The organism is Obesumbacterium proteus, from assembly GCF_001586165.1.
GTDB classification, from domain to species: Bacteria; Pseudomonadota; Gammaproteobacteria; order Enterobacterales; family Enterobacteriaceae; genus Hafnia; species Hafnia protea.
The window spans coordinates 760808-787273 of the sequence record NZ_CP014608.1; the positions used below are offsets into that span (position 1 = coordinate 760808).

Annotated in this window: 25 protein-coding genes and 1 pseudogene; 15 read left to right on the top strand and 11 right to left on the bottom strand. The window is 48.4% G+C overall.

Annotation, left to right across the window (positions count from 1 at the left end; translation table 11 throughout):
• Positions 1-87: 87 nt before the first annotated feature.
• Positions 88-1563, bottom strand: coding sequence for a D-xylose transporter XylE (gene xylE / locus DSM2777_RS03700; RefSeq protein ID WP_061553206.1), 1476 nt, complete (start codon positions 1561-1563; stop codon positions 88-90).
• Positions 1564-1946: 383 nt separating this feature from the next.
• Here xylE and xylA point away from each other — a divergent pair, with 383 nt between their 5' ends.
• Both xylA and xylB read left to right on the top strand, forming a co-directional pair.
• Positions 1947-3266: a xylose isomerase gene (gene xylA / locus DSM2777_RS03705; protein WP_025799713.1), complete on the top strand. Its 1320-nt coding sequence runs from the start codon at positions 1947-1949 to the stop codon at positions 3264-3266.
• Positions 3267-3329: 63 nt separating this feature from the next.
• The gene (xylB, locus tag DSM2777_RS03710) at positions 3330-4793 is read left to right on the top strand and encodes a xylulokinase (protein WP_061553207.1); all 1464 of its coding nucleotides are present in this window, start codon (positions 3330-3332) and stop codon (positions 4791-4793) included.
• 470 nt (positions 4794-5263) lie between these two features.
• Here the strand turns inward: xylB and flhA are convergent, their stop codons facing one another.
• The 7 genes from flhA to DSM2777_RS03745 are packed head-to-tail and all read right to left on the bottom strand — an operon-like array spanning position 5264 to position 11574.
• Complete coding sequence (gene flhA / locus DSM2777_RS03715) at positions 5264-7360, bottom strand: flagellar biosynthesis protein FlhA (protein WP_046458859.1); 2097 nt, start codon at positions 7358-7360, stop codon at positions 5264-5266.
• Entirely contained in the window at positions 7347-8483 is a 1137-nt protein-coding gene (flhB, locus tag DSM2777_RS03720; RefSeq protein WP_061553208.1) for a flagellar biosynthesis protein FlhB, read from the bottom strand. Before flhB ends, flhA begins: the two co-directional genes overlap by 14 nt.
• Entirely contained in the window at positions 8483-9256 is a 774-nt protein-coding gene (gene fliR, locus DSM2777_RS03725; RefSeq protein WP_040044539.1) for a flagellar biosynthetic protein FliR, read from the bottom strand. The genes flhB and fliR overlap by 1 nt, the downstream gene beginning before the upstream one ends.
• Before the next feature lie 6 nt (positions 9257-9262).
• The gene (fliQ, locus tag DSM2777_RS03730; protein WP_061553209.1) at positions 9263-9535 is read right to left on the bottom strand and encodes a flagellar biosynthesis protein FliQ; all 273 of its coding nucleotides are present in this window, start codon (positions 9533-9535) and stop codon (positions 9263-9265) included.
• Positions 9536-9537: 2 nt separating this feature from the next.
• Complete coding sequence (gene fliP, locus DSM2777_RS03735) at positions 9538-10293, bottom strand: flagellar type III secretion system pore protein FliP (RefSeq protein ID WP_025799701.1); 756 nt, start codon at positions 10291-10293, stop codon at positions 9538-9540.
• Complete coding sequence (gene fliN, locus DSM2777_RS03740; protein ID WP_046458862.1) at positions 10290-10706, bottom strand: flagellar motor switch protein FliN; 417 nt, start codon at positions 10704-10706, stop codon at positions 10290-10292. Before fliN ends, fliP begins: the two co-directional genes overlap by 4 nt.
• Positions 10699-11574: a FliM/FliN family flagellar motor switch protein gene (locus tag DSM2777_RS03745; RefSeq protein WP_046458863.1), complete on the bottom strand. Its 876-nt coding sequence runs from the start codon at positions 11572-11574 to the stop codon at positions 10699-10701. The genes fliN and DSM2777_RS03745 overlap by 8 nt, the downstream gene beginning before the upstream one ends.
• A gap of 674 nt (positions 11575-12248) precedes the next feature.
• On the opposite strand from DSM2777_RS03745, the gene DSM2777_RS03750 reads away from it, so the two are divergent.
• From DSM2777_RS03750 to DSM2777_RS03810, 13 genes and pseudogenes are all read left to right on the top strand, one after another.
• On the top strand, positions 12249-13292 hold the full coding sequence (locus tag DSM2777_RS03750) for a sigma-54 interaction domain-containing protein (RefSeq protein WP_061553210.1): 1044 nt from the start codon (positions 12249-12251) through the stop codon (positions 13290-13292).
• A 176-nt stretch (positions 13293-13468) separates the two neighbouring features.
• Positions 13469-13840, top strand: coding sequence for a flagellar hook-basal body complex protein FliE (gene fliE / locus DSM2777_RS03755; protein WP_061553211.1), 372 nt, complete (start codon positions 13469-13471; stop codon positions 13838-13840).
• A gap of 10 nt (positions 13841-13850) precedes the next feature.
• On the top strand, positions 13851-15506 hold the full coding sequence (gene fliF, locus DSM2777_RS03760; RefSeq protein WP_046458866.1) for a flagellar basal-body MS-ring/collar protein FliF: 1656 nt from the start codon (positions 13851-13853) through the stop codon (positions 15504-15506).
• A pseudogene (locus DSM2777_RS03765) lies at positions 15481-16522 on the top strand (flagellar motor switch protein FliG). Before fliF ends, DSM2777_RS03765 begins: the two are co-directional and overlap by 26 nt.
• Positions 16523-16527: 5 nt before the next feature.
• On the top strand, positions 16528-17307 hold the full coding sequence (gene fliH / locus DSM2777_RS03770; RefSeq protein ID WP_082790849.1) for a flagellar assembly protein FliH: 780 nt from the start codon (positions 16528-16530) through the stop codon (positions 17305-17307).
• Positions 17304-18620, top strand: a complete 1317-nt coding sequence (fliI, locus tag DSM2777_RS03775) for a flagellar protein export ATPase FliI (protein WP_046458869.1) — start codon at positions 17304-17306, stop codon at positions 18618-18620. Before fliH ends, fliI begins: the two co-directional genes overlap by 4 nt.
• 16 nt (positions 18621-18636) lie before the next feature.
• Positions 18637-19074, top strand: coding sequence for a flagellar export protein FliJ (gene fliJ / locus DSM2777_RS03780; RefSeq protein ID WP_061553212.1), 438 nt, complete (start codon positions 18637-18639; stop codon positions 19072-19074).
• Between the two features lie 19 nt (positions 19075-19093).
• On the top strand, positions 19094-20548 hold the full coding sequence (locus DSM2777_RS03785; RefSeq protein WP_237087814.1) for a glycosyltransferase family 2 protein: 1455 nt from the start codon (positions 19094-19096) through the stop codon (positions 20546-20548).
• A gap of 39 nt (positions 20549-20587) precedes the next feature.
• Positions 20588-21535: a flagellin lysine-N-methylase gene (gene fliB, locus DSM2777_RS03790; protein ID WP_061553214.1), complete on the top strand. Its 948-nt coding sequence runs from the start codon at positions 20588-20590 to the stop codon at positions 21533-21535.
• Positions 21536-21550: 15 nt separating this feature from the next.
• Positions 21551-22672 (top strand): CDP-glycerol glycerophosphotransferase family protein, encoded by a 1122-nt coding sequence (locus DSM2777_RS03795; RefSeq protein WP_061553215.1) that lies wholly within the window; start codon positions 21551-21553, stop codon positions 22670-22672.
• Positions 22639-23091 carry a class I SAM-dependent methyltransferase gene (locus DSM2777_RS03800; protein WP_061553216.1) on the top strand — a complete coding sequence of 151 codons (453 nt, stop codon included), beginning with the start codon at positions 22639-22641 and terminating at the stop codon, positions 23089-23091. Before DSM2777_RS03795 ends, DSM2777_RS03800 begins: the two co-directional genes overlap by 34 nt.
• Before the next feature lie 310 nt (positions 23092-23401).
• The gene (locus DSM2777_RS03805) at positions 23402-24007 is read left to right on the top strand and encodes an HAD-IB family phosphatase (protein ID WP_061553217.1); all 606 of its coding nucleotides are present in this window, start codon (positions 23402-23404) and stop codon (positions 24005-24007) included.
• Positions 23983-24648 (top strand): NTP transferase domain-containing protein, encoded by a 666-nt coding sequence (locus DSM2777_RS03810; protein WP_061553218.1) that lies wholly within the window; start codon positions 23983-23985, stop codon positions 24646-24648. The genes DSM2777_RS03805 and DSM2777_RS03810 overlap by 25 nt, the downstream gene beginning before the upstream one ends.
• Before the next feature lie 73 nt (positions 24649-24721).
• Here DSM2777_RS03810 and DSM2777_RS03815 read toward each other — a convergent pair whose 3' ends face one another.
• The 3 genes from DSM2777_RS03815 to flgA all read right to left on the bottom strand — a co-directional run bounded on the left by DSM2777_RS03815 (position 24722) and on the right by flgA (position 26428).
• Positions 24722-25159 (bottom strand): flagellar protein FlgN, encoded by a 438-nt coding sequence (locus tag DSM2777_RS03815; protein WP_061553219.1) that lies wholly within the window; start codon positions 25157-25159, stop codon positions 24722-24724.
• Positions 25160-25168: 9 nt separating this feature from the next.
• A complete protein-coding gene (locus DSM2777_RS03820) occupies positions 25169-25441 on the bottom strand; it encodes a flagellar biosynthesis anti-sigma factor FlgM (RefSeq protein WP_061553220.1) in 273 nt (90 codons plus the stop codon).
• 165 nt (positions 25442-25606) lie between these two features.
• Positions 25607-26428, bottom strand: coding sequence for a flagellar basal body P-ring formation chaperone FlgA (flgA, locus tag DSM2777_RS03825; RefSeq protein ID WP_082790851.1), 822 nt, complete (start codon positions 26426-26428; stop codon positions 25607-25609).
• Positions 26429-26466 lie beyond the last annotated feature (38 nt).

Here is a 26466-nt window from a genome sequence, read left to right on the forward strand (position 1 = left end):
AACAGGGAAGCAAAATCGGGCATGAAGGGGATAAAGCATTATTTCACAGCACTCATCCGACTTTACGCCGGATGAGTATGAAGGATTTTAGATTTTAATGTCTTGATCCTGTGAGCGAGGATGATGAGTCCAGAGTGATTCGAGTTCCTCGAGTGATTTTCCTTTGGTTTCTGGAACATATTTCCACATAAACAATGCGGCGAGAATGCCCATGACGCCATAAATCCAGTAGGAAAATCCGTTATGGAAATGCGCTACCAAATAGGAGTTTTTATCCATCACTGGGAACGTCCACGAGACAAAATAGTTGGCTATCCACTGAGCAGCCACGGCGACTGCTAAGGCCTTGCTGCGGATTGCATTAGGGAATATTTCTGCCAGCAGTACCCAACAAACCGGCCCCCACGACATCGCAAAAGCCGCCACGTAAAACAGCATTGACGCGAGTGCCACCACGCCAGAAAGCTGGGCATAGAAAGCGGTGCCTAAGCCAAACATCCCAAGTGACATACCCAACGCGCCGATGATCTGCAAAGGCTTACGGCCAAATTTATCGACCGTCATAATGGCGACTACGGTAAAGGTTAAATTAATCACCCCTACGATGATGGTTTGTAGCAGGGCGATATCCGTGCTGGCGCCCAAGGTTTTAAACACTTCCGGCGCGTAATACAGCACCACGTTGATCCCAACAAACTGCTGGAATACCGAAAGCATGACGCCGATAACGATGACACCCACACCAAACATCAGCAATCGTGCGTTGGCATGCTGTGGGTTATTGAGTGAACGGGTAATTTCTTTTAGCGCGGGTTCAGCCTGCAATTTGCCCATGATACGAGTTAAAATATCGCTTGCCCGTTTGGTTTCACCACGCGCGATAAGCCAACGAGGGCTCTCTGGCACGGAGAACAGCAAACCAAAGAATAAAATTGCCGGAATCGCCTCTGACGCAAACATATAGCGCCAACCGATGCTATTTAGCCATAACGCATCGCCAGAGCGCGCGATAAAATAGTTAACACAATAAACCATCAGCTGACCAAAAATAATGGCAAACTGGTTGAAGGAAACTAATTTACCTCTTATTTCTGCCGGTGCGATTTCTGCAATATACATAGGGGATAGCATTGACGCTAATCCTACGCCGACGCCACCAATGATTCTATAAATAACAAATTCAGGAATATACCCTGATAAGTAAACGGGTATACCTCCATCTGGATTAATAGCGCTTAACCCTAATTCTGGCCACCCAGAACCGATAGCGGAAATAAGGAAAAGCAGTGCTGAGATCATTAATGAATTTCGACGGCCAAAGCGATTGCTAAGGTAGCCGCCCATTGCCCCACCGATGATGCATCCAATCAGTGCACTGGCTACGCAGAAGCCCAGTAGTGAGTTGGCAGCGGCTTCGCTGAGGCCCTGCGGTTGTACAAATACTTGATTTATTGAATCAACCGTACCTGAGATGACCGCCGTATCATAGCCAAAAAGGAGTCCTCCCAGTGTGGCAACTAGCGTGATTCTAAAGATATAAGATGAGTTATAGTGCTGTTTCATAGTAATTGCCCTGCCTTACTTTTTAGACATGCAACATCTGATTTCTAATAAAAAAGCTCTTTTTTATTTCTATCCGTAGAGTAATACTGAACTTCTAATAAAAATCAGATAAGAGGTTTAACCTGAAGATAAAACGGAGTTAATCCTCTAGTGGCAATCGTTTTAAAACAATTGCCATATTTTACTTCCGAGTTATGAATTGTGTTTTTTATGACAAGCATCATACTTCGCTCCTTTGAATGTTATTTTTTAAGAGTTTGAGATATAGAACACAATTAATAATTCTCTTAATGACGGTGTGAAATTTCGTAATTGATATGGTGAGGTGAGACTTCCAAGATGGTGACGTCAACGCACATTGAACCTACTTAGAGGGTATCGCCATGCAATCGTATTTTGATCAACTAGAACGTGTTCGTTTTGAAGGAACTCATAGCACTAATCCTTTAGCTTTCCGCCATTACAATCCAGACGAAATTGTTCTTGGTAAACGCATGGAAGAGCACCTGCGCTTTGCGGCGTGCTACTGGCATACCTTCTGCTGGAATGGTGCGGATATGTTTGGTATCGGCTCATTTGATCGCCCTTGGCAGCAGCCGGGCGAAGCGCTGGAACAGGCGAAGCGCAAAGCCGATGTCGCCTTTGAATTCTTCCACAAGCTGAATGTGCCATATTATTGCTTCCATGATATCGACGTGTCGCCTGAAGGCGCTTCGCTGAAAGAATACGTTAATAACTTTGCCGTGATGACCGATGTGCTGGCCGAGAAGCAAGAAAGCAGCGGTGTGAAGTTGCTGTGGGGCACGGCGAATTGCTTTACGAATCCGCGCTACGGCGCAGGTGCGGCTACTAATCCAAATCCAGACGTTTTTGCTTGGGCTGCCACTCAGGTTTGCCAAGCGATGCAGGCGACCAAAAAATTGGGCGGCGAAAACTACGTGCTGTGGGGCGGGCGTGAAGGCTATGAAACCCTGCTGAACACCGATTTACGCCAAGAACGCGAGCAGTTAGGGCGTTTCATGCAGATGGTGGTCGATCACAAACACAAAATTGGTTTCCAAGGCACGTTGCTGATTGAACCTAAGCCGCAAGAGCCAACCAAGCATCAATATGACTATGATGTTGCGACGGTTTATGGATTCTTAAAACAGTTCGGTTTAGAAAAAGAGATTAAGGTAAATATCGAGGCCAACCACGCCACGCTGGCGGGCCATACCTTCCACCACGAGATCGCCAGCGCAATTGCACTGGGTATTTTTGGATCGGTGGATGCCAACCGAGGTGATGCGCAGCTCGGCTGGGATACCGATCAGTTCCCGAATAGCGTAGAGGAAAATGCGCTTATCATGTTTGAAATCCTCAAAGCAGGCGGTTTCACCACCGGTGGTCTGAACTACGACGCTAAGGTTCGCCGCCAAAGTACGGATAAATATGATCTGTTCTATGGCCATATTGGTGCCATGGATACGATGGCGCTATCGCTGAAAATTGCGGCCAAAATGATTGAGGATGGTGAACTCGATCGTCGCGTTGCGAAACGTTATTCCGGCTGGAACGGCGAATTTGGTCAGCAAATCTTGCAGGGCAAACTCTCTCTGGATGGTATTGCGCAATACGCTCAGCAAAACCAGCTCGCGCCGCAGCACCAGAGCGGACATCAAGAGCTGCTGGAAAACGTAGTTAATCGTTATATTTTTGGTTAATACTTCCCCTGCTAACCTCCCCCTTTATTGGGGGAGGAATCGTTTGAGAACAGGAGCTGAGCCATGTATCTGGGTATTGATTTAGGGACTTCCGGCGTAAAAGCCATTTTGCTCAGCGAAGAGGGCAAAGTGATAGCCAGCCATGGCGAACCGTTACAGGTCAATCGTCCGCATCCATTATGGTCTGAGCAAGATCCCGCGTCATGGTGGTCTGCTACGGACGCGGCGGTGCTGGCGCTGGGTCAAAAGCATTCACTGAGCAACGTGCGAGCCGTGGGGCTGACAGGCCAGATGCACGGGGCAACGCTGCTCGACAAACAGCAAAATATTCTGCGACCGGCAATTCTCTGGAACGATGGACGCAGCGCGCAGGAGTGTCGAGAATTAGAGGCGAGCGTACCCAATTCTCGCCAGATTACCGGCAATTTGATGATGCCGGGCTTTACCGCGCCGAAGCTAAAATGGGTGGCAAAGCATGAGCCAGACGTGTTTGCTCAGATAGATAAGGTGTTGTTACCCAAGGATTACCTCCGCTGGAAGATGAGCGGCGTTTTTGCCAGTGATATGTCCGACGCGGCAGGCACGATGTGGCTAGATGTAGGCCAGCGTGATTGGAGTGATGAGCTGCTGGCGGCAACGGGGCTTAATCGCAGCCAAATGCCAGCGCTGTTTGAAGGCTCGCAGATCACAGGTGAATTACTGGCATCCATTGCGCAGCGTTGGCATATGCCGGTTGTGCCCGTGGTGGCGGGCGGTGGCGATAACGCAGCGGGTGCCGTGGGCGTGGGTTTATATCGTTCAGGTCAGGCGATGCTTTCGCTTGGTACATCCGGCGTCTATTTTGCCGTCAGTGATGGTTTCTTAAGTAATCCAGAAAGTGCGGTACACAGTTTCTGTCACGCATTGCCGAATACGTGGCACCTGATGTCAGTGATGCTCAGCGCGGCATCGTGCTTGGACTGGGTCGCGAAACTCACGGGGCTTAGCAGCGTATCTGAACTGCTAAAAGAGGTAGAAAACAGCGCTCCGGCTGAAGCTCCGCTGTGGTTTTTACCTTATCTCTCCGGCGAGCGCACGCCGCATAATAATCCAGAAGCCAAGGGCGCATTTTGGGGACTGACTCATGAGCACCAGCGCGCCGATTTATGCCGAGCCGTATTAGAAGGCGTGGGCTTTGCGCTGGCGGATGGGATGGATGTTTTGCATGCCACGGGCTTAAAACCGCAGCGTATTACCCTGATCGGCGGCGGTGCCCGCAGTGCATATTGGCGGCAGATGCTGGCTGATATCAGCGGCCAAACGCTTGAATACCGAACCGGCGGAGATGTTGGCCCTGCGTTAGGCGCTGCACGTCTCGCCCAAATCGCACTGCATCCGAGCACGCCGCTCGCCGAATTGCTCCCCGAACTTCCGCTGGAGCAGGTGCATCAACCCGATGCGGCACGGCATGAGAGTTATCAAGAAAGAAGACGTGTTTTCAGAGAGTTGTATCGGGCGTTGGAGGTGTTTACGTTACCTAAAATCTAGGGCGAATATTTGCAGAGCGCGAAGCGTGATTTCGTCCGCCGGTCAGGTTTGGTATTTATATGCAAATATCATTGTCGGCGTCCGACGAAAGGTCGCTAGCGCGCGACCTCTCGACTCTCGCGCTTTTGTCCTGTGTTGTTAGGCCGACCGGTCTCGGAGCGTGCATCCCTGCACGCCCTCAACCTGCCGCCATCTTCCTGATGGCGGCTCTATACTGAATTAAACTTGAAGTTTTGGTAGGTCGAGCCACGCAGACAGGACGTCTGCGTGGAGTTTGGGGCGGCCTGGATGGCCGATACCAAACCGGAGCGAAGATGGCGTCGCGGATAAAAGCGCGCGGGTGTTGGGTGCGCGCGCTGGCGCACCCGACTCGAACGCCTTCGCGTGAGGTTAAATGTGAATACCGCAATAGAGAGGCGGTCGAAACCTGACATTATCCGCTTAGAAGATATAAGCTTATCAAACAAAACCTAAGCCAACGTCCCCACAATACTCAAATCACTATCATCCGGCACTTCGTTATACGAAAGCACCTGCAACCCTGCGGCGAATAGGCGTGCGTAGCGTGAAAGGATAGGGCGAAGCTGCGGAGCAACCAGCAAAATAGGGGCGTACCCTTTCGCCTTCATCTGCTCGTGGATCATCGGCATGGTATTTTGTAACTGCGACAAAATATTGGGATCGACAGGGAAGCTATCTAGCGCCACTTTGCCTGCCTGCTGAGACTGATTCAGGGCGCTAAGCAGTAGGTTTTCCAACTCATTATCAATGGTATATACCGCCAGAGTGCCTTTATCACCATTGACGTTATTAATAATGGCGCGGCGTAGTGCGTAGCGCACATCGGCGGTTAGCAATATAGGATCTTTGGTTACCGCGGCGCTTTCTAACAGCGTCGAGGCGATGGTCACAATATCTTTTAACGAAACGTGTTCCGTCAGTAGCTGACGATAAATGCGTAGCAGTTGGCTGAAGTTAAGCGCGCCAGCCAGATCTTCCGCCAGTTTGGGTGCTTGTAAGCCCAAACGTGCGTGAAGATGGGTGATATCGTCATAGTTGAACAGATCCGGTAAGTAGTGACGCGCCACTTTATTGACGTGCGTCGCGACCACGCTGGCGCAATCCACAACCTGATAGCCCAGATTTAATGCTTTGGACTTTTGTTCTGGCATGATCCAGATGATCGCCATGCCGTAGGCCGGATCGGTATCTAATACGCCGTCAATTTCGCCATACAGTTCAGCGCCCGGAATAGCCATTAACTTGTCGGAGTGAACCTCGCCGGTTGCCACTTTTATCCCATTGATATGAATAGCGTACTGGGCTGGCTTCAGGCGGAAGTTTTCACGAATCCGAATTTCGGGCAGCAATACGCCGCAGGTTTCAGATATCACCTGTCGAACACCGCGAATACGCTGGGAAAGCGGGCTGCCTTTGGCGGAATCAACCAGCGTGACCAGCTTGTATCCCAGATTCAAACCGATAGGCTCGATGAGCGGGATACTATCCCAGCTCACGACTGGCGTGTTGTCTTTGGAGATAGCTTCGCTGATAGCCGCCATATCCGTGACCGGCTCGGCTTTTTGCACCTTTTTGCTCTGCTTCCATCCGGCGAACAAGAGTAAACCGGTGAAGCTGAGGAAGGCGATATGCGGCATGCCTGGCACCACGGCCAGAATGAACATCACAAACGCCGCGGTGTAGAGAACGGTTGGTTTTGCTAGCAGCTGAGTTTTGATTTCATCGCTAACGTCTTCACCATCGCTCACGCGGGTCACGATAATCGCAGCGGCGGTCGCCAACAGCAGGGATGGGATCTGACCGACCAGACCATCACCAATCGTCAGCAGAACATATTGCTGGAACGCATGGCTGGCATCCAAATCGTATTTAAAGATACCAATACAGATACCGCCGATTACGTTGATAATCAGGATCATGATCCCGGCAACGGCGTCACCACGAACAAACTTCGACGCACCGTCCATCGCACCGTAGAAATCGGCCTCGTTGGCCACGTCTTTACGGCGTGCCCTAGCCTGTTCCTGATTGATCAAACCGGCGTTCAGATCGGCGTCGATAGCCATCTGTTTACCCGGAAGGGCGTCTAGCGTAAAGCGAGCCGAAACCTCGGAAATACGCTCAGCACCTTTGGTAACAACCACGAAGTTGATGATCATCAAAATTACGAAGACCACAAAACCGACGACGAAGTTACCGCCAATCACGACCTGACCAAAGGCTTCGATAACCTTACCGGCAGCGCCTACGCCTTCGTGACCGTGAAGTAAAACTACGCGAGTGGATGCCACGTTCAGCGTCAATCGCATCAGCGTGGTGATCAGCAAAATCGTTGGGAAAACGGCGAAGTCGAGTGGGCGCTTACTGTTGACCGCAACCAATAGCACCAACACCGCTAACACGATGTTGAAGGTGAAGAGAATATCCAGCACCAGCGGTGACAAAGGTAAAATAACCATTGCCAGTACGCACAGCAACAGGATCGGGACGCCGACGTTTCCCTGCCTTAATGTTGTAAAAGCCAGCTTTAACTTACTGTTTGCCATGCGTCTTTAGCACCTCTTTCGGGATCTCGATTTGCGTATTCAAACGGGGTTTAAATTCGGTTTGGCCTGAGCGCCAAGATTTAATCTGCATCACATAGGTCAATACGTGTGCGATAGCGCGGAACAGCTGCGCGGGTATCTGTTGATTCACGCGGGTGGTGTGATAAACCGCACGCGCCAGTGGCGGAAACTCCACCACCTCAATGTTATTGGTCATCGCGACTTCACGAATATAAAGCGCAATATCACCCACGCCTTTGGCGACAATAAAGGGCGCTTGGGCTTTATCAGGGTCATACTTCAACGCCACCGCATAGTGCGTTGGGTTAGTCAGGATCACGTCGGCGGTGGGCACGGTTTGGTTAATCTGTCCCATGGCCATCTGCCGTTGTAGCTGACGAATACGCCCTTTAATTTGCGGATTACCGTCGTTATTTTTGTACTCTTCTTTCACTTCCTGCTTGGTCATGCGCATCTTTTTGGTGAACATGAATTTGCTCAGCGGCACGTCAATAAAGGCAAATATGACGATAATGGCCACGAAATAGCTGAGAACGTGATGCAAAATATCGAAGCCAGCCATAATGGCCTGGCGCAGATACATGTTTTGCAGCTGTAACAGCGGTGTGAGGGAGTCATTGACCATCATGTAGAGCGTGACGAGCAATACCCCACACTTCGCCAGCATCTTGCCCACGTCCACGTAGTGGCTGGCGGAGAACATGCGCTTGACGCCGCTGATCGGATTAATTTTTTTAAAATCAGGAATTAATTTATTTGGCGTAAAAATCCAGCCGCCCGGCACCAGACTGGCGACAATACACGCCACCGGGATCGGGATCAGCGTGGCGATAAATTTCAATAAAATAAAAACGTTACGCAATAAAAACTGCTCAATCACGCCATCATCATTCAGCTTGTTTCCCATGATGCTCACCGACATAAATGATTCGCTGATCAGGTGCTTATAAAAAGGGAAAAAAACTGTCATGGTGATAAACGAGGCCAGTAAACCGGTCGCCATCGTCATATCTTTAGAGCGAGGAATATCACCTTTGCCGCGGGCTTTTCGTAATTTGCCCGAGGTGGGTTTTTCGCTCTTTTCACCTGAACTGGCAGACATCAGTTCACCCTCATATTGTCGAGGCGTGCCAAGATCTCGTTGGTTAAGTTGAGATAGTGGTCGGGGACGTTAGCGATAATCAGCGTCATACACAGCAGGCCAAACAGCATGCTGATGGGGAAGCCGAGAGAAAACAGGTTCAACGTAGGCGATACGCGGTTAAGCAGGCCAAATCCGCCCTGCACAATCAGCATCACGAAGGTGGTCGGTAAGGCAATTAGCGTGGCTGACGACATAATCCAGCCCAAGCTCAGCGCCAGCGTGCGCAGTGAAAACTCATTAATGGCTTGCCCGATAGGCCAATAGACAAAGCCTTTGTACAGGATGGTCATAAACAACAGGTGTCCATCCATAGTGAAAAATAGCAGGGCACAAAATACAAAAATAATCTGTGAAATCACGGTGGTAGACGAGCCGCTGCTGGGATCGTTCATCATCGCCATACCGAGTCCCATATTCATCGAAAGAATATGCCCCGCGGTTTGCAGCGCAACAAACACCAGCTGTAGCGTTGCACCAAACAGGAAACCCCACAGAATTTGTTCGCCCATCAAAATCACGCTGCGCATCGACATCAGCTCGGTGAGCACCACGTTATTGTGCAGCATGGGGGTGATCAGAATGGAAAGCCCCAGCGCGGTGCCAATTTTGATGCGGCGTGAAAACGACTTCTGATCGAAAATCGGGCTGAAATGCAGAAAAGATAAAATACGCACGAAAGGCAGCCAAAGCGCCAACAGCGGCGTAATTAACGTCTGAATATCAATGCCCATAGCGATTTATCCAACCAGTACCGCAGCTTGGTGGAAGATATCAATAGTGAAATCGGACAGCTGAGTCAGCATCCATTTTCCACCAAAGATCAGCGCCAGTAGCGTCATGACTAGACGAGGCAAAAAACTCAGCGTTTGTTCGTTAATCTGCGTGGTGGCCTGAAAAATACTGACGCATAGGCCAATCAACAGGCTAGGGATAATCGCCACCACAGAGATCATCAGCACGAGGCGAATACCGCTGGCCATGATGTCGCCAGCAACGTCCATCGTCATCATGGCTATAACCCCTGCACGCTAGAAGTAAGGGTACCGACGATAAGCGTCCACCCGTCACACAACACAAATAGCATCAGTTTGAACGGCAGCGAGACGATCAGCGGTGATAGCATCATCATACCCATCGCCATAAGAATGCTGGCGACGATCAGGTCAATGACCAAAAATGGAATGTAGATCATAAAGCCAATCTGAAACGCGGTCTTAAGCTCGCTCAGAATATAGGCGGGCGTAACCACGGTCAGGTCCTGCTCTTCGGCCGCTCCGGTCACCTGAGCGATACCCATCATCTGCGCCATCGCTTTTTGGCTGGTTTGTGCCAGCATGTATTTTTTCAGCGGTGCTTCAGCCTTCACTAGCGCTTCTTTCATGGTGATCTGATCGCTTTGATAGGGTACGACGGCATCGTTATAGACCGTGGTCCAAACCGGACGCATCACCAATAACGTTAAGGCCAGCGCGATGCCGGTCAGGATTTTATTGGGTGGACTTTGCTGTAGACCTAACGCCTGACGCAAAATGGCCAGTACGATAATAAAGCGGGTAAAGCAGGTCATCATCAGCACCATGATTGGCAGCAGGCCAAGCAAGGTCATCAGGATCAGGATTTCAATTTTGACATTGTAATCCTGCCCGCCGCCGTTATCTGCGGTGCTAAATAGCGTCACGTCTCCGTTGGCAGCAAGCAGCAGCGGAGAGAAAAGCAATCCGATGGTGAGCAGTAGCGTTAAGCCACCGGAGCGGATCAGGCGATTCATCGTGCCAGCTCGCCTAAGTCTTTGCTGTTGAACTCGATAATGCGTAGGCCGTATTTATCATTAAGCACCACGACTTCTGCCTTACCGAACAAAATGCCGTTCACTTTGATATCCAGCGGTTCGCCTGCGAGCTTGTCGAGTTCGATCACGGAATCGTTGTTGACCGTCATCAGCTCAGCCAAAGAAATCTCCACGGAGGCAACTTCTAAGGTCAACGTGACAGGAATACGGCTAAAGAGCGACATTTTGCGCATCTTATCTAGCGGGCTTTCAGCGTTGCTGTCCTGCTGCAAATCGTAGCGAGGGGCGCTGTCGCGATTCTGGCTTTCTGCTGTATCAGGCTGAGGAGCTTCAGACAGATTGAAGTCGTCGAAGTTAAGATCCTGCGCCAGGTCGGTTTGTTGATCACTCATAGTTCATCTCGGTGGTTTTATCGTTGAATTCAGACAAGAACAATTTGCCGCGGTCTTCTGCTACCACGGCGCTAAACATCTGCTCTTTACCGATAAAGATAGGAAGCTGTTCATTCAACGAAATAGGAATGACATCGCCAGCTTCAATATTTAATAATTGGGAAACCGTTAAATTTAAACTTGCCAGTCGGCCATTTAATTTCAGCGGTAAACTATAAAACATACGTTCAATTTGAGCTGGGGTAATATTCTCACGTGGCTGAGTTTCTTCGACTGGTCCACGCATATTGGATAGCATTTTATCCACGTGATGGTTATCTAATAGAATAGAGAAACCACCTTTCTCGTAACCCTCTAACCAGAACGTTACACAATAAGACCACTGGCTAATTACCGTTGAGTAGTCGTTTTTAATTTCTAATGGCTCACCAAAAGTTTCCTGATTGATAATTAATTGCGTTAACTCTTGAGCCAGTTTTGTTTTTAATCTTTCTTCTGTTTTTGTTGTTGGTTGTTCTAAGTCAGGAGATAGGCGTGTGTTGTCTTTGCTTAGACCGTAATAATCATGAAGAATATCGAGCAATAAAATACGGTCGATATCAAATGCAATATTCCCATAAGGCGTAGAGAAGATTTGCGCATTCTTGTAATTACAGTCCATTTTAAATGTCATTTCGTTTAACGCGACATTAACACGATATTTCTTCAAGAAATAAATACTCAGCTTGGCATCTAGGATGTCAAAGCAGTCATTCATAATCTTTGGCAGTTTATGATATGGACGTCCAAGCTTATTCACTTCCAGCTTAACCAAGTCAGGATGCTGGTTCTTGTTGTGTATTCTGATTCTGTTTGCTGAAGGCTGCATTTTTATTCCAAGTGTGACTTTATTCTGGCAGCTTAAGTTTCTTCAGTCATACCCTGCATCGCGAAATATCTTGGGTACATCAATGTTCGAATAGTGCTTGCCAAAAAATGTGTAAAAAAATTCATTTGTTACTTAAGTTATGATTTCAGTGAGTCGTACTATTTATTTGAGAGCCACAACTCTAAACCGATAACGCTCGACAATCTTCACAACACATCCTTTTTCACGGGAATAGGATTAAACCTGCATTCCACTTTCTATACAAGGGGTGTTGGCTTATTAATCTATTATTTTTATTAGATTAATATCCATTAATAACTTTGTATCACATTGATTTTATTGTCTTTATTTTTTAATACTCATTAAAAACAAGACAATGATTAAGGTATCTATATACTCCATTTTATTGAATCGTCACCGAAGTAAACTAATAACTGTGTTTATTATCATTAAGGCGATACGACTAGATTATAAATATGTTTTCTAATTGTTAACTAGAATGGATTACCGGTAACAAAGAGAGTTTAAGATGTTTTCTCTCTTTTAATGTGTCATTGCTTATATAGAGATAAATACTCTATCGTTATCACCTTTGCAGCACACATTAATACGGTATGAAGATACCTGCATATTATATGTAGGCCACTCTCGGTTTATAGAGGCTGCAATACACCATGAATATTATCGTCGATCACAAATCTCACAATGAGAACGGATTTATTGCTAATGCGCCATCCAGTGTTAGCGTGTTTTCATTAGCCCGTCGTGTGGCCAACTTTAATGTTTCTGTACTCATTACGGGTGAGACTGGCACGGGTAAAGAGTGTGTGGCTAAATACATTCATCATCATGCGCTTGGTGAGAACGCACCTTATATCGGCGTAAATTGCGCAGCGATTCCAGAAAGTATGCTGGAAGCTATTTTATTCGGTTATGAGAAAGGTGCTTTTACTGGTGCAGTAACCAGCGTTCCGGGTAAATTCGAACAAGCTAACGGCGGGACTTTATTGCTTGATGAAATTGGAGATATGCCACTTTCATTACAGGCTAAATTATTACGTGTATTACAAGAGCAAGAAGTTGAGCGTTTAGGTAGTCATAAACGTATTCCTCTCGATATTCGTTTAATTGCATCAACCAATAAAGATTTGCAAGTTGAAATCGCGGAAGGGCGTTTTCGTCAGGATCTGTTCTATCGTTTATCCGTGGTGCCTATTCATATTTCACCACTGCGTGAACGCACCCAAGATATTATTCCTTTGGCGCTGCGCTTTATTCAAAAATATCAGGCTTTCCATGCGGGGAAAACTCAGCTGACTGATGAAGCGCGTCAGGCATTATTGCAATACAACTGGCCTGGCAACGTGCGTGAGTTAGAAAACGTTATTCAGTGTGGACTGATTTTGAGTAATAACGGCGTGATTAAAGGCAGCGATTTTGGCCTTGCCGCCACGCCAATTCCAGCCGCGCCGGGAATGCCGATGTTACCTGCTTATGATGAAAATGCGCCCGTCTCGGCAAGCGGTGCGGTTCCCGCTATGCGTAACGTGAAGCTGCATGGCCGTATGGCGGAATTCCAGTACATCGTCGATCTGCTGAAACGCCATAAAGGCAACAAATCTAAAACGGCTGAGTTTTTAGGTATTACGCCGCGTGCGCTGCGTTACCGACTCGCGTCAATGCGCGATGAAGGCATTGATGTGGAATGTTATTCGTAATTGCGAAGCTGGGATGAGCTGGCCTTGTCATTCATCCCCACCCTAACCCTCCCCTTCGCAGGGGAGGGAACCGTTCAGCGTAGGTTGCGAAAACCCTGATCGGCGCCTCCCCCTGAAAAGGGGGAGGCTAGGAGGGAGTTGGCAAGGTGTCGCTCACGCCATAAAGGAAATAAGTGATGGATAAGATTGAAGGTTTAGGTATGCCAGCGTCGCAGATGCAAATGATGCAGCGCATGCAGCACGCCGCGGCGACAGCGTCGGCGGGCATTGCACCAAACATGACTATTGCGCCAGCGAACACCTCGTTGTTCCCTTCTGCGCCGCAGTCCGTTTCGTTTGGTCAGGTGATGAATAACGCCATCAACCATGTCGATCAAATGCAGCATGTTGCCAGCGCCAAACAAACGGCGATTGATACCGGCCAAAGTGATGATTTAACCGGCGCAATGCTGGAAAGCCAGAAAGCCAGCGTGGCCTTTTCTGCCATGGTGCAGGTGCGCAATAAGCTCACCACGGCGCTGGACGAAGTTATGAATATCGCCCTCTAAAGGTTAGTCAGTGTTAAACAAAATCAAAGCAAAAATCCCCGCGTTACCGCAGGGTATCAATAAAAATATGGTGATGATTGGCGCCGCAGCCGTTGTGCTGACCGGCGCTATTGTCATTTCTTTATGGCGCAGCAATCAGGGCTATGTCGCGCTATTTGGCTCTCAGGAAAACATACCGGTTTCACAGGTGGTTGAAGTTCTGGGAGCAGAGAATATTGCTTACCGTATCAATCCTGATAACGGCCAACTCCTGATTGATGAAAGCAGTCTGCCAAAAGCCCGTATGGCGTTGGCTGCCAAAGGTATTTCAGCGGTAATGCCAAGCGGCTACGAGCTGATGGATAAAGAGGAGATGCTGGGCAGCAGCCAGTTTATCCAGAACGTGCGCTACAAACGCAGCCTCGAAGGTGAGTTGGCGCAAAGCATCATGGGCTTGGATCCGGTTGAACATGCGCGTGTGCATCTAGGCCTGATGGAATCCAGCTCGTTTGTGATGAGCAACAAACCCGACAGCAGCGCTTCCGTGGTGGTGCGTTTGCGCTATGGCAAAGAGCTGAACGATCAGCAGGTCGGTGCGATTGTGCAATTGGTTGCCGGTAGCATTCCCGGCATGAAAGTCGCCAACGTGCGCGTTGTCGATCAGAACGGCACTTTACTGTCAGAAGGCTTCCAAGCGGGCAATTCCAACATTGCTGGTATCCGTCAGGGCAACGACGTGATCAACCGTCTAAAAGCCGATACCGAAAAGAACATTGCCAACCTGCTCAGCTCCGTGGTGGGTACCTCGAACTACCGTATCAGCGTAGTGCCACAGGTTGATATGAGCAGCGTTGAAGAAACGCAGGAACGTCTTGGCGGCGATCCACGCGTCAGTAATGAAAGCCTGAACCAGGAAAACACCACCAACGAATTAGCGATGGGCGTTCCGGGTTCCTTGAGTAATCGTCCGGCTCCGCCAGCCCCTGCGGCAGGCGCAGCTCCTGCCGATGCGAACAACAACCAACAGGCACTTTCAACACGCAATCAGGCTCAGCGTAATTACGCCTACGATCGCGATGTGCGCCATATCCGTCATCCGGGATACAAGCTGGAAAAAATGACGGTCGCCATTGTGCTGAATAAAGCGGCTCCGGCGTTAGCCGAATGGACGCCAACTCAGGTTACTGGCCTCACTAAATTAATTGAAGATGCTGCGGGCATCAGCCGCGATCGCGGCGACTCGCTCACGCTCGACATGATGGTATTCACGGCACCGGCCGATATCGACATGCCTGTGATGACGTGGTGGCAAGATCCATCTATTCAGCGCTGGGGTGAGATGGGCGGCATAGGCTTCTTGGCTCTGCTCGCCGTGTTGTTTGGTGTGCGTCCGGTTGCGCGTCGATTCAGTCAGGTACGTGAACCTGTGACCGTTGATGCGATTGCCGATGAAATGCCAGATAACAAGCTAATTGAAAAAGATATGGTGACGACGGATGAGGGACTCACTCAAGGGCTCCCGAATGCTATCGCCTTCCAAGAAGACAACAATCTGCCGCCGCAGAGCTCCGGTCTGGAGACTAAGGTGGAATATATGCAAATGCTGGCTCAACGTGAAACCGAGCGAGTGGCTGAAGTATTGAAACAATGGATTAACAGCAATGAGCGTGATGGCACAAAACAATAGTAGTCGAATCGGTTCGAACGCCAACAGCGAACGTAGCCGCATAGAGCAAGCCGCTATTTTGATGCTGAGCATTGGCGAAGCAGCAGCGGCAACCGTGATGCAGAAACTTAGCCGTGAGGAAGTGATTCGCATCAGCGAAACCATGGCGCGTATGCACGGCGTTAAGGTGGCTCAGGCTCGCCAGGCGATTAATAACTTCTTCCAAGATTATCAGGAGCAGAGCGGCATTAACGGTGCCTCGCGAACTTACCTGCAAGGGATCTTGGAAAAATCACTCGGCGGTGAAATTGCCCGTAGCGTGATCAACGGTATTTATGGCGATGAAATTCGCTATCGCATGGCGCGTTTGCAGTGGGTGGATATTCCCCAGTTGGCCGCGCTGATTGAGCAGGAGCACTTGCAGTTACAGGCCGTGTTCTTGGCTTTCCTGCCGCCGGAAGTGGCGGCAGGCATCCCTGTCTTACCTGCCTGAAGAACGTCAGGACGAAGTGGTTTATCGCATCGCTAAGCTGGATGACGTGAACCGCGACGTGATTGACGAACTGGATCGACTGATTGAACGCGGCGTTGCCGTGCTGTCAGAGCACGGTTCGAAGGTCACCGGTATTAAGCATGCGGCAAACATCGTGAACCGTATTCCTTCTAACCAGCAGATTTTGTTAGACCAGCTGCGTGAGCGTGACGAAGAAGTGGTGGATGAGCTGAAAGATGAAATGTACGAATTCTTCATTCTTAGCCGCCAAAACACCGCTACGTTGCAGCGTCTGATGGATGAAATCCCGATCGAAGATTGGGCTGTGGCGCTGAAAGGCACCGAAACCGTTTTACGTCAGTCCATTTTCAACGTGATGCCAAAGCGTCAGGTTCAACTACTGCAAAGCACCACCGCTCGCTTGGGACCAGTGCCGGTTAGCCGTATTGAACAGGTACGTAAAGAGATCATGAGCTCTGTGCGCTCACTGGCTGAAGATGGCGAAATTCAGGTACAGCTCTTCGCTGAGCAAACGGTGGAATAACGGTCATGCATAAAGAAAACCAAAAATCAGTTTTTGCGCCGCTGAATAGCCGCCGTGCCGCTACGCGCCAAAGCGCTGTTCCACGGCAGCATAAGTTTCCGCCTTTGCGAAAAAGTTGGCAGAAAGCCAATGGCTTAGCGGGTGAAAGCGGCGACTTAATGCAGGCGCTCGATCCGGCAGAATATCAAAAGCAACTGATGGATGGTTTTCAGGACGGATTGAACCGCGGCTTTGCTCAAGGTCTGGAAGAAGGCAAAGAGGAAGGCTATCAGGAAGGTGCGAATACGGGGTTTGAAGAGGGAATGCGTAAAGGTTTTGCCGAAGGCAAGCTGGCGGGCAAACAGCAGTTTATCGATGCGGCTGAGCCGCTTGACTCTCTCACTGCTCAGCTACAGCGCTATCTTGATGGCTATGAACTCCGCCGACGCGAAGAGCTATTACAGCTGGTAGAAAAAGTGACGCGTCAGGTGATTCGCTGCGAGCTGACATTACAGCCAACCCAGCTATTAACGCTGGTGGAAGAAGCGCTCAGCAGCCTGCCGCAGATCCCCGATCAGCTCAAGGTGTATCTCAACCCTGAAGAATTCCGCCGCATTAGCGAAGCGGAGCCTGAGAAAGCGCGTGAGTGGGGACTGTGTGCCGATGCGGATATGGCACCGGGTGAGTGTCGGGTTGTGACAGACACTTCGGAGATGGATGTTGGCTGCCAGCACCGCCTCGATCAGTGCATGGACGTACTGCAAAGCAGCTTGCTGCCTGATACCGCAGACGAGCTGGTTGCATGATAAATACCGACTTTGAGCAGGCGCTAAAATCCATTGAAAACATCAATCTGGCTCGCGTGGCCGGACGTTTGGTGCGAGTAAACGGCATTCTGCTGGAGTGTGTTGGCTGCCGCTTAGCGGTGGGACAACTTTGCCGCGTAGAAAGCACTGAACATGAGTTGATGGATGCGCAGGTGGTCGGTTTTGACCGCGATGTCACTTACCTAATGCCGTTCAAACATCCCGCCGGTTTAATTGCTGGCGCACGTGTCTTTCCCGCCGAAAAAGATGAAGGCGTGCTGATTGGCGATCAGTGGCTAGGCCGCGTCGTGAATGGCTTAGGTGAACCGCTTGATGCCAAGGGCAAACTTGGCGGTGACACTTTATTGCCTCAGCAAATTGCGCAAATTCACCCGCTGACGCGACGTCCGGTTGAAGAGCCATTAGACGTTGGCGTGCGCGCTATCAATGGTTTGCTCACCATCGGCAAAGGGCAACGTGTCGGCCTAATGGCCGGTAGCGGCGTAGGTAAAAGCGTGCTGCTTGGCATGATCACCCGTTATACCCAAGCAGAAGTGGTTGTGGTTGGGTTAATCGGTGAACGTGGCCGTGAAGTCAAAGAGTTTATTGATAATTCGCTGGGCGCTGAAGGTATGGCGAAATCCGTGATCGTTGCGGCACCGGCGGATGAATCGCCGCTGATGCGTATCAAAGCCACCGAACTTTGCCACTCAATTGCCAGCTATTACCGCGACAAAGGCAAAGACGTACTCTTGCTGGTGGATTCTCTTACCCGTTATGCGATGGCGCAGCGTGAAATTGCGCTGTCATTGGGCGAGCCTCCGGCAACCAAAGGCTATCCGCCTTCGGCGTTTGGCATCATTCCTAAACTGGTGGAAACCGCAGGTAACAGCACCGGCGCGGGCACCATGACGGCAATTTATACGGTTCTGGCCGAAGGCGATGACCAGCAGGACCCGATCGTGGACTGCGCACGAGCGGTGCTTGACGGACATATCGTGTTGTCTCGCCATTTAGCGGAAGCGGGGCACTATCCGGCCATTGATATTGGTCAGTCGATCAGCCGCTGTATGAGTCAGGTGACGCAGCGCGATCACCAGCGTGCGGCTCGCACCCTCAAACAGCTGTATGCCGAATACATGAGTATCAAACCGTTGATCCCCCTCGGTGGCTACGTGGCGGGAGCCGATCCCACCGCCGATCGTGCGGTAAAACTCTCTCCGGCGATCCACAGTTTCTTGCAGCAGGAAGTTTCAGACGCCGCGCTGCTTAACGGCACCATCAGCGATCTATGCCTGCTGGCACAGGCTTAACCCGACAGGTATCCCTATGAGCAAGATGATTTCAACGCTGGAACAGCTGCGCCAACTGCGTAACCGTGCGGTACAAGACATCAGTGGAAAGCTCTCCTCGCAGAAGCAGCTTTGCCAGCGCTATGAACGCAATATTGCTGCGCTGACCGAGCTATCGGCCGGAGTTCCACTGCTACAGGGGAGTTCGGCACTGCTGATGAATAATCAGTCTGGCTACAAGAAAAATCTCCAGCGCGTGATCGAATGGCAAAGACAGGAACAGGCACTGGCGGATATTCAGGCTAAGCAGCTACAGGCTGATTTGGTCCATGAAGCGCGTCGTGAGAAAAGCGTGGAACTGGTACTGGAACAGCGCCGTGATTTCGTGGCGCGCGAACGAGAAAGACAGGCGCAAAAAGTGACTGATGCGATCTCGACCCAGTGCTGGCTGCGCCGTCAGGCCGCGACGCGTTAATCAGATACGGTACATAAGTGTGAATAACAAACTGAATAATAAAAAGAATACATCGTCGAATTTGATGAACCATTTGCTCCAACGCCAGAGCAGTCATCGGATTGAAGGCGAAAAACCTTTTGTGAGCGTGGTGTGTCCGAGCTACAACCGCCGCGAGTTTTTACCCTATTTGCTCTATATCTACCAATATCAGGATTACCCCGCCGATCGCCGTGAACTGATCATCGTGGATGATTCGCCACACAGCAGCCAAGATCTGGTTGATATGCTGGTTGATCCTAGCGTGGAGAACGTGCGCTACATTCACAGCGAGCGCCGTCTGATGCTGGGTGAAAAGCGCAATATGCTTAACGACCTAGCTAACGGTGAATATATCGTCTGTTTCGACGACGATGACTACTATTCGCCGCAAAAAATTACTTATCAAGTGGATGAACTTCAGCGCAACAACGCGCTGTTTTCAGGCTCCGATCAGATCTACGTTTGGTACAGCCATCTCAATAAAATCTATCGCACTCATCCCTTTGGGGCAAATCATGCGCTCAACGGTACTTTTGCTTACCACAAAAAGTTTCTGAGAAAGCATCGCTATGAGCATGACGCAATGTTGGCTGAAGAGCAGGGCTTTCTGAATAATTTCACCGCGCCAGTATTACAAATTGACCCTAAGCGCACCATTTTGTGTGTATCGCACAGCGCTAACACCTATGACAAAGATTACATCATGTCGAGCTGTGAGCCGGTTGATCTGACGCTGGAAGACTTTGTTCAAGACACTAATTTGCTGGCGCATTACCGCCGCCTAAGCCAGACGCCTTCGACCCAGCCGGTTTACTGGGAATGTTTTGAGAAAGTGGTGGTGCTGTTTGATCCCGCCTTCGAAGCCGAGTTGCCGGATCGCTGTCAGGCGCTGATGGCGTTTGGTATCCCTTCTGAACGGCTGGTGTGTTTGCCTAAGCAGATTGAATCAACGCGAGAAATTTCAGAACTCACCACGCATTGCCACGTTCTGGAGCAGGCGCAGCAGCAAGGATGGCGCAACGTATTGATTTTGGACGCCGATATTCAGTTCGTGAAAAAAGAAAATACGGTCACCAACGTCAACGGTTTGCTCAAATCGCTAGAAAATATCGAATGGAATGTTGTGCTGTTGGGGGCTAAGCATTTTGAGATGCGCATGATGGAAAGCCTGCCGTCGGTTGGTCGGGTTTATGACGCGCTTTGTGGCTGCGCATACGCCGTCAATCGCAGCTATTTCGATACATTACTGACCCATTACCGTGAATGTTTAACCTCGTTGCAAGCGGGCGCTGAGCCCAAAGCCGCGCGCATGGATATGCGCTGGAAAGAGCTGATGCAACAACATTGCTGGCTGGCATTTCACCCCAGCTTCGCTTACCTGAACCGTGATTGGGATTACCTGCAGGATAAAGAAATTGACTGCACTCATTGGTTCTTTAGAAAACCTAAGTAAAAAGCAGCGCGTGAGCGCGTTGTTTTGGAGAAGATTGAAATGCAACTGATTGAAAGTTATCAGCCTGAATATGTGGCTCGCTTTGTGGCTCTTCAGGAAACGTGCAGCTGCCCTAAGTGTAAAACCGAGCAGAGCGAGTATCCGCGTGTGACTCAACGCTTCCAGAATCAGGAACGTGAAAGCCTGATGTTGGGCTGTGAGAGCGCGGTGCGTGAGACATTGCTCAACCCTGAGGCTTTTGTGTTACATCCGGTTCAAACACAGGCTATGGCGGAAGACGCACTTAGCCCGTGGCTGGAGCAGGTGAACCAGCAGTGCATCAATTTAACCATCCAGCGTGCCATGAACTTAGAGTGCAGCCTGTATGCCATCGGCGTGCTGTTGAGCAAGGCGCAAAACTTGTCTGAACAGGGCGATGAATCCTGCTCTCAGATTGCTTCAATGGGTGAACAACTGATGTTGCTGGCCGATCAAGGCGTGCTACAGCAGCAACTGGGAATGTTGCCGCCGATTGTTGATAGCCGACTGGAAGCGCTGCAAGGAATGGGGGCGCTGCGCCTGAATCTGAATCTGCCGATGCCGCAAAAAATGCCGATGATGCTGAAACTTAGTGAGCTAGGCATCATGCAACCGGCACGTTTAGCTGAACGCTTACAGGAGCTAGATGCTGCTTGGCAGACACAAACTCTCCTTACCGAACAGCCACATATTCTGCGCAATGCGCTGCTGTATAGCCTGTATCACCATGTATTCCCAGGCATTGATGCTAAGAACTACGGCGAGTCATTCTTGGCACTGGTGCGCCATTTCTTCCGCCTGAAAATGCTGTGCGCGATGTGGTTAACCGACAACGAGCAATTAACCGAAGAAAACGTGGTGACGCTGTTTAGTGCCTATTTTGCGTGGCAGGCAACGGAAAACGCTCAGTTCAATGCCAATCATACTGCGGATTACAGTTTGCTGACGGGGTTGGCACTGATTAGCTGAGATATGAATTAACGTATGACCATTAATGTAGATTTTTTATTTCAGTGGGCTCCAGGCTGGACAAACTATGAGTCAGTGATCTCTGTTCTTCAGAGCGATAAGCGATTTTGTTGTCGTTTAATCTTACTACCGTTCCACCATAGTGGAGTGCTAGATCATGAGAACAGAGAAGCTAAAAATTTTTTAGAACAGCGCGATATTGATTATATTTGGCATGAGGATTACGATTTTTCTAAAAAAAGACCAGATCTGGTCTTTATACAAAATCCCTATGATTTCACGCGACCAGAGCGTTTTTCTTGCCTTGAACTAAAGCGAGGAAATATAAAATTTGCCTATATTCCCTATGGCCTTGATGTTGGTGATGGCGATCAAAATCTCACATACCAATACAATATGGATTGCCATAATCTAGCGAGTTGGATATTTGTAAGGTCTTCCAAGCATAAGCATTTATTTAAAAAATATTGCTCGGCGGGTAACAAAAATGTCCATGTCACTGGACATCCAAAGTTTGATGTTTACAAAAATTATCAGAACATGAGTCCAGATAGAAAAGCGCTTCATACTCCGGTTCTACTTTGGACTCCTCATTTTTATGAAGAGGGGCGAAAAGGGTGGTCAACGTTCAAGGTTTATTGTATGACTATGATATTTATGGCCATCAATTATCCGATAAAACTTATTATCAGGCCACATCCTCTATTTATAGGGAGGCTTAAGGTTTTTAATGGTGAGGCGGTTGAAATGTTTAAAACCCTCATTAACTATGCCAAGACGTACGAAAATATCACTTTTGATATGAACCCATCATACCAAGATTCATTTCTTAAAGCTGATGCATTACTTGCTGATGCAGGTTCATTCTTGCTTGAATTCTTGCCGTCAAAAAAACCGATACTCTATCTCACTCATCCTGAGTGTTTTGGATTAAATGAAAGCGCAAAGTTCATTTATGAAAGTCATTATGTTGCTAGTGACGAGCAGGACATTGATGATTTTGTGAAAATGCTGCTAGTTAATGAAGATCCTAAATATTATTTGCGTATGCAGGCTTTGACAGAAAACATATTCATTCCGGAAAAAAGTGTCGGCGATGAAATATGCAAGATTTTATTAAGTCAGGTAAAAAAATGACAACATCAAGAATTTATGGTGATCAGCAGGTTGAGTTAGATAGCCAAAGTATATATCAGTTTTTTGAAGGTAGAGCAGAAGAGAAAGATAAGCTAAAAATGACAATGTATCAGCCTCATGACATATCTTCTGCTCGAGATTTGCATGAGAAAAATGTTATCTTGCCCAAGTTACACCTTTCCAATGATGCGAAGGTTCTTGATGTAGGCTGCGGTAACGGTCGTTGGTATGATTCACTTTCAAATTATGGTGTCAATTATGTTGGAGTAGATTTTTCTCCTTCATTGATTGCGGTAGCCAATGAAACCTATGTAGCGGATGATAACTGTACATTTATCACGCTTAAAGCTGATGATATTTCATCTAACCTGTTGATTGATGGTATTTTTTTAGTCATGTCATCGTTTCTGGTATCATGATCTATTTGAGCGATCTTGAAATAACCAGAATGCTTAAAGGAATTGCGAGTTGTACTACTCATGGTAGCCTAATTTATATTAGAGAGCCTGTGGGTGTTGAACGTCGATTGACGTTAAATAAACATTGGTCGGATGAGCTTAACTCTCATTATAGTGCAATATATCGTACCAAACAGGAGTTAATAGACTGTGTTTGTCATCAAGATGAAAATTCACTATCAATTAAATTGATAGACTCCGGGTTAATGTATGACTCTACATTAAATAATCGTAGTGATACCAAACAGATGTTTTTCATTTTTGAATGTCTATGAATACACTATTTTGTTTTGATCTAGATGGGACACTTACGCGTAGGGAACTGCTTCCACTGATTGCTGCCGAGGTAGGTTTAGAGCACGAATTTGACGTATTAACTAAGTTAACTATTGACGGTGTGATTAGTTTTGAAGAGTCATTGCGTTTACGCTTTGCAATCCTAAAAACAATTTCGATAGATAAAGTACAGAACGTCATCGCTGAAGCGGAGTTATTTAAAAAATTAATCTGTTTCATAAAAGAACGAAAAGACTCATGCTATGTAGTAACTGGGAATCTCGATGTTTGGATTAGCCCTCTGATGCAGTCTATTGGTTGTAATTATTTATGTTCAAAAACAAAATCAGAGGGGGATAAGCTCATATCCCTCGATTACATCATGCATAAAGGCCAAGCTATATCAAAATTACGTCAGTTATTTCCCAATCGAATCGTTGTTGCTATTGGAGATGGAAATAACGACTATGAGATGTTTGAGGCGGCAGACAAGTCTATTTCTGTTGGACTAACACATAACCCTAGCCAGAACCTTATCACTGTTTCTGATTATATTGTTTACCATGAGGATTCACTATGTCGACTATTAAACACGCTGTAATTGCGGCTGCAGGGTTGGGCAGTCGGCTTGGAATGGGGCGTCCAAAATGTTTAATAAAAATCAATGAAATCCCTTTAATTGCATATCTTCTCAAGCTGCTAGAGGATGTTGAAGATGTAAGAATTGTGGTTGGCTATCAAGAGCAAGATGTGATGGAGTGTGTTTTACGCTATCGCAAAGATATAACTTTTGTTAGAAATCCAAATTATCGTACGACATCTACATTAACGAGTTATTTTATGGGCGCTGAAGGAATATCAGAACGTTGCATGTTTATGGATGCTGATATTATCTTCCAACCTGATTCATTTATAGGCTTCAAACAGTTTTGCGTAGAAAATGATAGGCAGGATATTATCGGAGTGACAGCGGCCAAAACGCGTGATGCTGTTTATGTTTCGCTAGATAATGAAAAGGTATCATCGTTTTCAAGAGAAAATATCACAGAGTTTGAGTGGGCAAATCTTTGCTACATTTCCTCCCGTCTTCTCACGAAACAGGGGGATTCCGTTTTCCAACAACTATCTCAATTTTTGCCCTTAATGAGCTATCAGGTAAAATCTTATGAAATTGATACTAAATGCGATTTATTAACGGCGACTGAATCTCAGGTTGCTGAGGATGTGTACTACTGTATGTAGTGTATTCGAAAATAAACCGCCTTATATCAATAACCTTGTATCGATTAAAAGACGGTTTAGTCATGCAACAAGCTCACCCTTCCTGATATAAATAAACTTCCGGCTGGGCGGCATTAATCAGGTTATTCACAATATCTTGCTGCATGTGCAGCATCACACCGTTGCGCTCATTGATCTCTTTACAGCGTTTGGCCTGTTGCTCAAGGTCTGCCCACAGTGCATTGACCTTCGGTTGATGCTGTTCAGGCAGGCGAGCAAAGAGATCGGTGATGCCTTTACGTCCTCCGGCAACGCCCAGAGACTGTAAAATATCCTGCCGTTTTTGTGCGCTTTCAGTCAGGCGCTGGTAGTTTTCAACCAGTTCATGATTGAGCGTGCTGAGATCGTCGGCGTTGCGCGCAATGATATATGCGCGCTGTTTTTCGAGCTGGTCGATAAGCTCAATATAGATCTTTCGGTCGCTGACGATATCTTGAATTAGCGTATTAACCTTTTGCGCAGGCGTAGTCATATTCCCTTTCTATCCTTTGTAATATTTCTCTATGGCGAGCGTGAGTTCGTCCAGATTGATGTCAATTTTTCCGGCGCTGATGGCGTCTTTCATCGCGTTAACGCGATCCATATCGACTTCCGGCATGGCCGCAAGTTGCCCCTGAGCTTCACCCAGCACGGGATCAACCGGTGTGGTGGCCTGAGCACGTAAGGAGGTCGCAGACTCTGCATTGGCACTCTTCGTGTTTGCAGTATTGTTGACGGCCTGAGTCAGGTTGTACTGGGTTGAAGTTACTTTCATTGCATCTCTCCGAAACGGGCATCCCGTTGGTCATTTTCTGTCTGGCTGCGCAAGGTTAACCACTAGTTTATCGATGTAGATTATCGACTAGAGGCGGAAGTCTTCCTTCCATACCCAACTATAGCGACCAGCCAACAGCAAAACTTAATTATCCGTGCAAAAACTTTATTGACCCGGAGCGTAAAGCATTCGCACAACGCCAATATTGTCGACAACGGCGCTGACCACGCGCTGGCTGCTTTCGTTTTTCACTTTGATCATGTCGCCTTTACGACCCTTTTTCATCGCTTCGCCCATGGTGCGTGCCTCGATGCCGTCTTGCTCGGCAATCATCACTACGCGCTGGCCGCGATCGACCATGATGGGCTGATCGAGCTGGGCAGGACTAATGGGCTGTAAATCGCGAATACGACGTTTCACCGTTAATCCCACAACTTCGTCAGGATTAGTGATGACTCCTGCACGGCTGCTGGAGATATTGCGTTTTTTTAACTCGATGTCAGAAGGGGAAATGACCGCACCGCGCTCAAGGGTGTTCTTCGCCACAATGACCGGCAGATAGATATCTGGCTTCACGGTCACGTCAACTTCCCACCCGTTAGCGTCTTCACAGCGAATGTCATAACGCAGACGGCTCAGATCGCGCTTATCTCCGGTAGGCAGCGCGGCCTGCAACGGCTGGGAGCAAACCCGATAGCCGCTGACCTCAGACGGAATAAACACGTTCATTTTCGCGTTGAAATCTTTCCAATTTTTACGTTTGGCTTCGCGATTGATATCCGCCGTAGCCACTTCTACCGCGAGGGCATAAATCTGTTTGCGAGCGCTAGATGTGCTGGGCTTGGAGGTTTCTTTCATCGCCCAGCCGGAGGCGAGCGGAAGGGCACACAGCCCGAAAACCACGAGGGCTCGGCCAAGGACATTCTGCGGAAGGAAAGAAGGTTTCCTAGTATGGCTAACTTTAGACGTAACTTGTTTAAAAATCATATTGTTATAACTCTGGCATGGTAATTGCTATATCAGTA

What these genes read in the sequence shown, in the direction of transcription:
- xylE (WP_061553206.1), bottom strand. Translation starts at nt 1,563, where the DNA reads ATGAAACAGCACTATAACTCATCTTATATCTTTAGAATCACGCTAGTT.
- xylA (WP_025799713.1), top strand. Translation starts at nt 1,947, where the DNA reads ATGCAATCGTATTTTGATCAACTAGAACGTGTTCGTTTTGAAGGAACT.
- xylB (WP_061553207.1), top strand. Translation starts at nt 3,330, where the DNA reads ATGTATCTGGGTATTGATTTAGGGACTTCCGGCGTAAAAGCCATTTTG.
- flhA (WP_046458859.1), bottom strand. Translation starts at nt 7,360, where the DNA reads ATGGCAAACAGTAAGTTAAAGCTGGCTTTTACAACATTAAGGCAGGGA.
- flhB (WP_061553208.1), bottom strand. Translation starts at nt 8,483, where the DNA reads ATGTCTGCCAGTTCAGGTGAAAAGAGCGAAAAACCCACCTCGGGCAAA.
- fliR (WP_040044539.1), bottom strand. Translation starts at nt 9,256, where the DNA reads ATGGGCATTGATATTCAGACGTTAATTACGCCGCTGTTGGCGCTTTGG.
- fliQ (WP_061553209.1), bottom strand. Translation starts at nt 9,535, where the DNA reads ATGATGACGATGGACGTTGCTGGCGACATCATGGCCAGCGGTATTCGC.
- fliP (WP_025799701.1), bottom strand. Translation starts at nt 10,293, where the DNA reads ATGAATCGCCTGATCCGCTCCGGTGGCTTAACGCTACTGCTCACCATC.
- fliN (WP_046458862.1), bottom strand. Translation starts at nt 10,706, where the DNA reads ATGAGTGATCAACAAACCGACCTGGCGCAGGATCTTAACTTCGACGAC.
- DSM2777_RS03745 (WP_046458863.1), bottom strand. Translation starts at nt 11,574, where the DNA reads ATGCAGCCTTCAGCAAACAGAATCAGAATACACAACAAGAACCAGCAT.
- DSM2777_RS03750 (WP_061553210.1), top strand. Translation starts at nt 12,249, where the DNA reads ATGAATATTATCGTCGATCACAAATCTCACAATGAGAACGGATTTATT.
- fliE (WP_061553211.1), top strand. Translation starts at nt 13,469, where the DNA reads ATGGATAAGATTGAAGGTTTAGGTATGCCAGCGTCGCAGATGCAAATG.
- fliH (WP_082790849.1), top strand. Translation starts at nt 16,528, where the DNA reads ATGCATAAAGAAAACCAAAAATCAGTTTTTGCGCCGCTGAATAGCCGC.
- fliI (WP_046458869.1), top strand. Translation starts at nt 17,304, where the DNA reads ATGATAAATACCGACTTTGAGCAGGCGCTAAAATCCATTGAAAACATC.
- fliJ (WP_061553212.1), top strand. Translation starts at nt 18,637, where the DNA reads ATGAGCAAGATGATTTCAACGCTGGAACAGCTGCGCCAACTGCGTAAC.
- fliB (WP_061553214.1), top strand. Translation starts at nt 20,588, where the DNA reads ATGCAACTGATTGAAAGTTATCAGCCTGAATATGTGGCTCGCTTTGTG.
- DSM2777_RS03795 (WP_061553215.1), top strand. Translation starts at nt 21,551, where the DNA reads ATGACCATTAATGTAGATTTTTTATTTCAGTGGGCTCCAGGCTGGACA.
- DSM2777_RS03800 (WP_061553216.1), top strand. Translation starts at nt 22,639, where the DNA reads ATGCAAGATTTTATTAAGTCAGGTAAAAAAATGACAACATCAAGAATT.
- DSM2777_RS03805 (WP_061553217.1), top strand. Translation starts at nt 23,402, where the DNA reads ATGAATACACTATTTTGTTTTGATCTAGATGGGACACTTACGCGTAGG.
- DSM2777_RS03810 (WP_061553218.1), top strand. Translation starts at nt 23,983, where the DNA reads ATGTCGACTATTAAACACGCTGTAATTGCGGCTGCAGGGTTGGGCAGT.
- DSM2777_RS03815 (WP_061553219.1), bottom strand. Translation starts at nt 25,159, where the DNA reads ATGACTACGCCTGCGCAAAAGGTTAATACGCTAATTCAAGATATCGTC.
- DSM2777_RS03820 (WP_061553220.1), bottom strand. Translation starts at nt 25,441, where the DNA reads ATGAAAGTAACTTCAACCCAGTACAACCTGACTCAGGCCGTCAACAAT.
- flgA (WP_082790851.1), bottom strand. Translation starts at nt 26,428, where the DNA reads ATGATTTTTAAACAAGTTACGTCTAAAGTTAGCCATACTAGGAAACCT.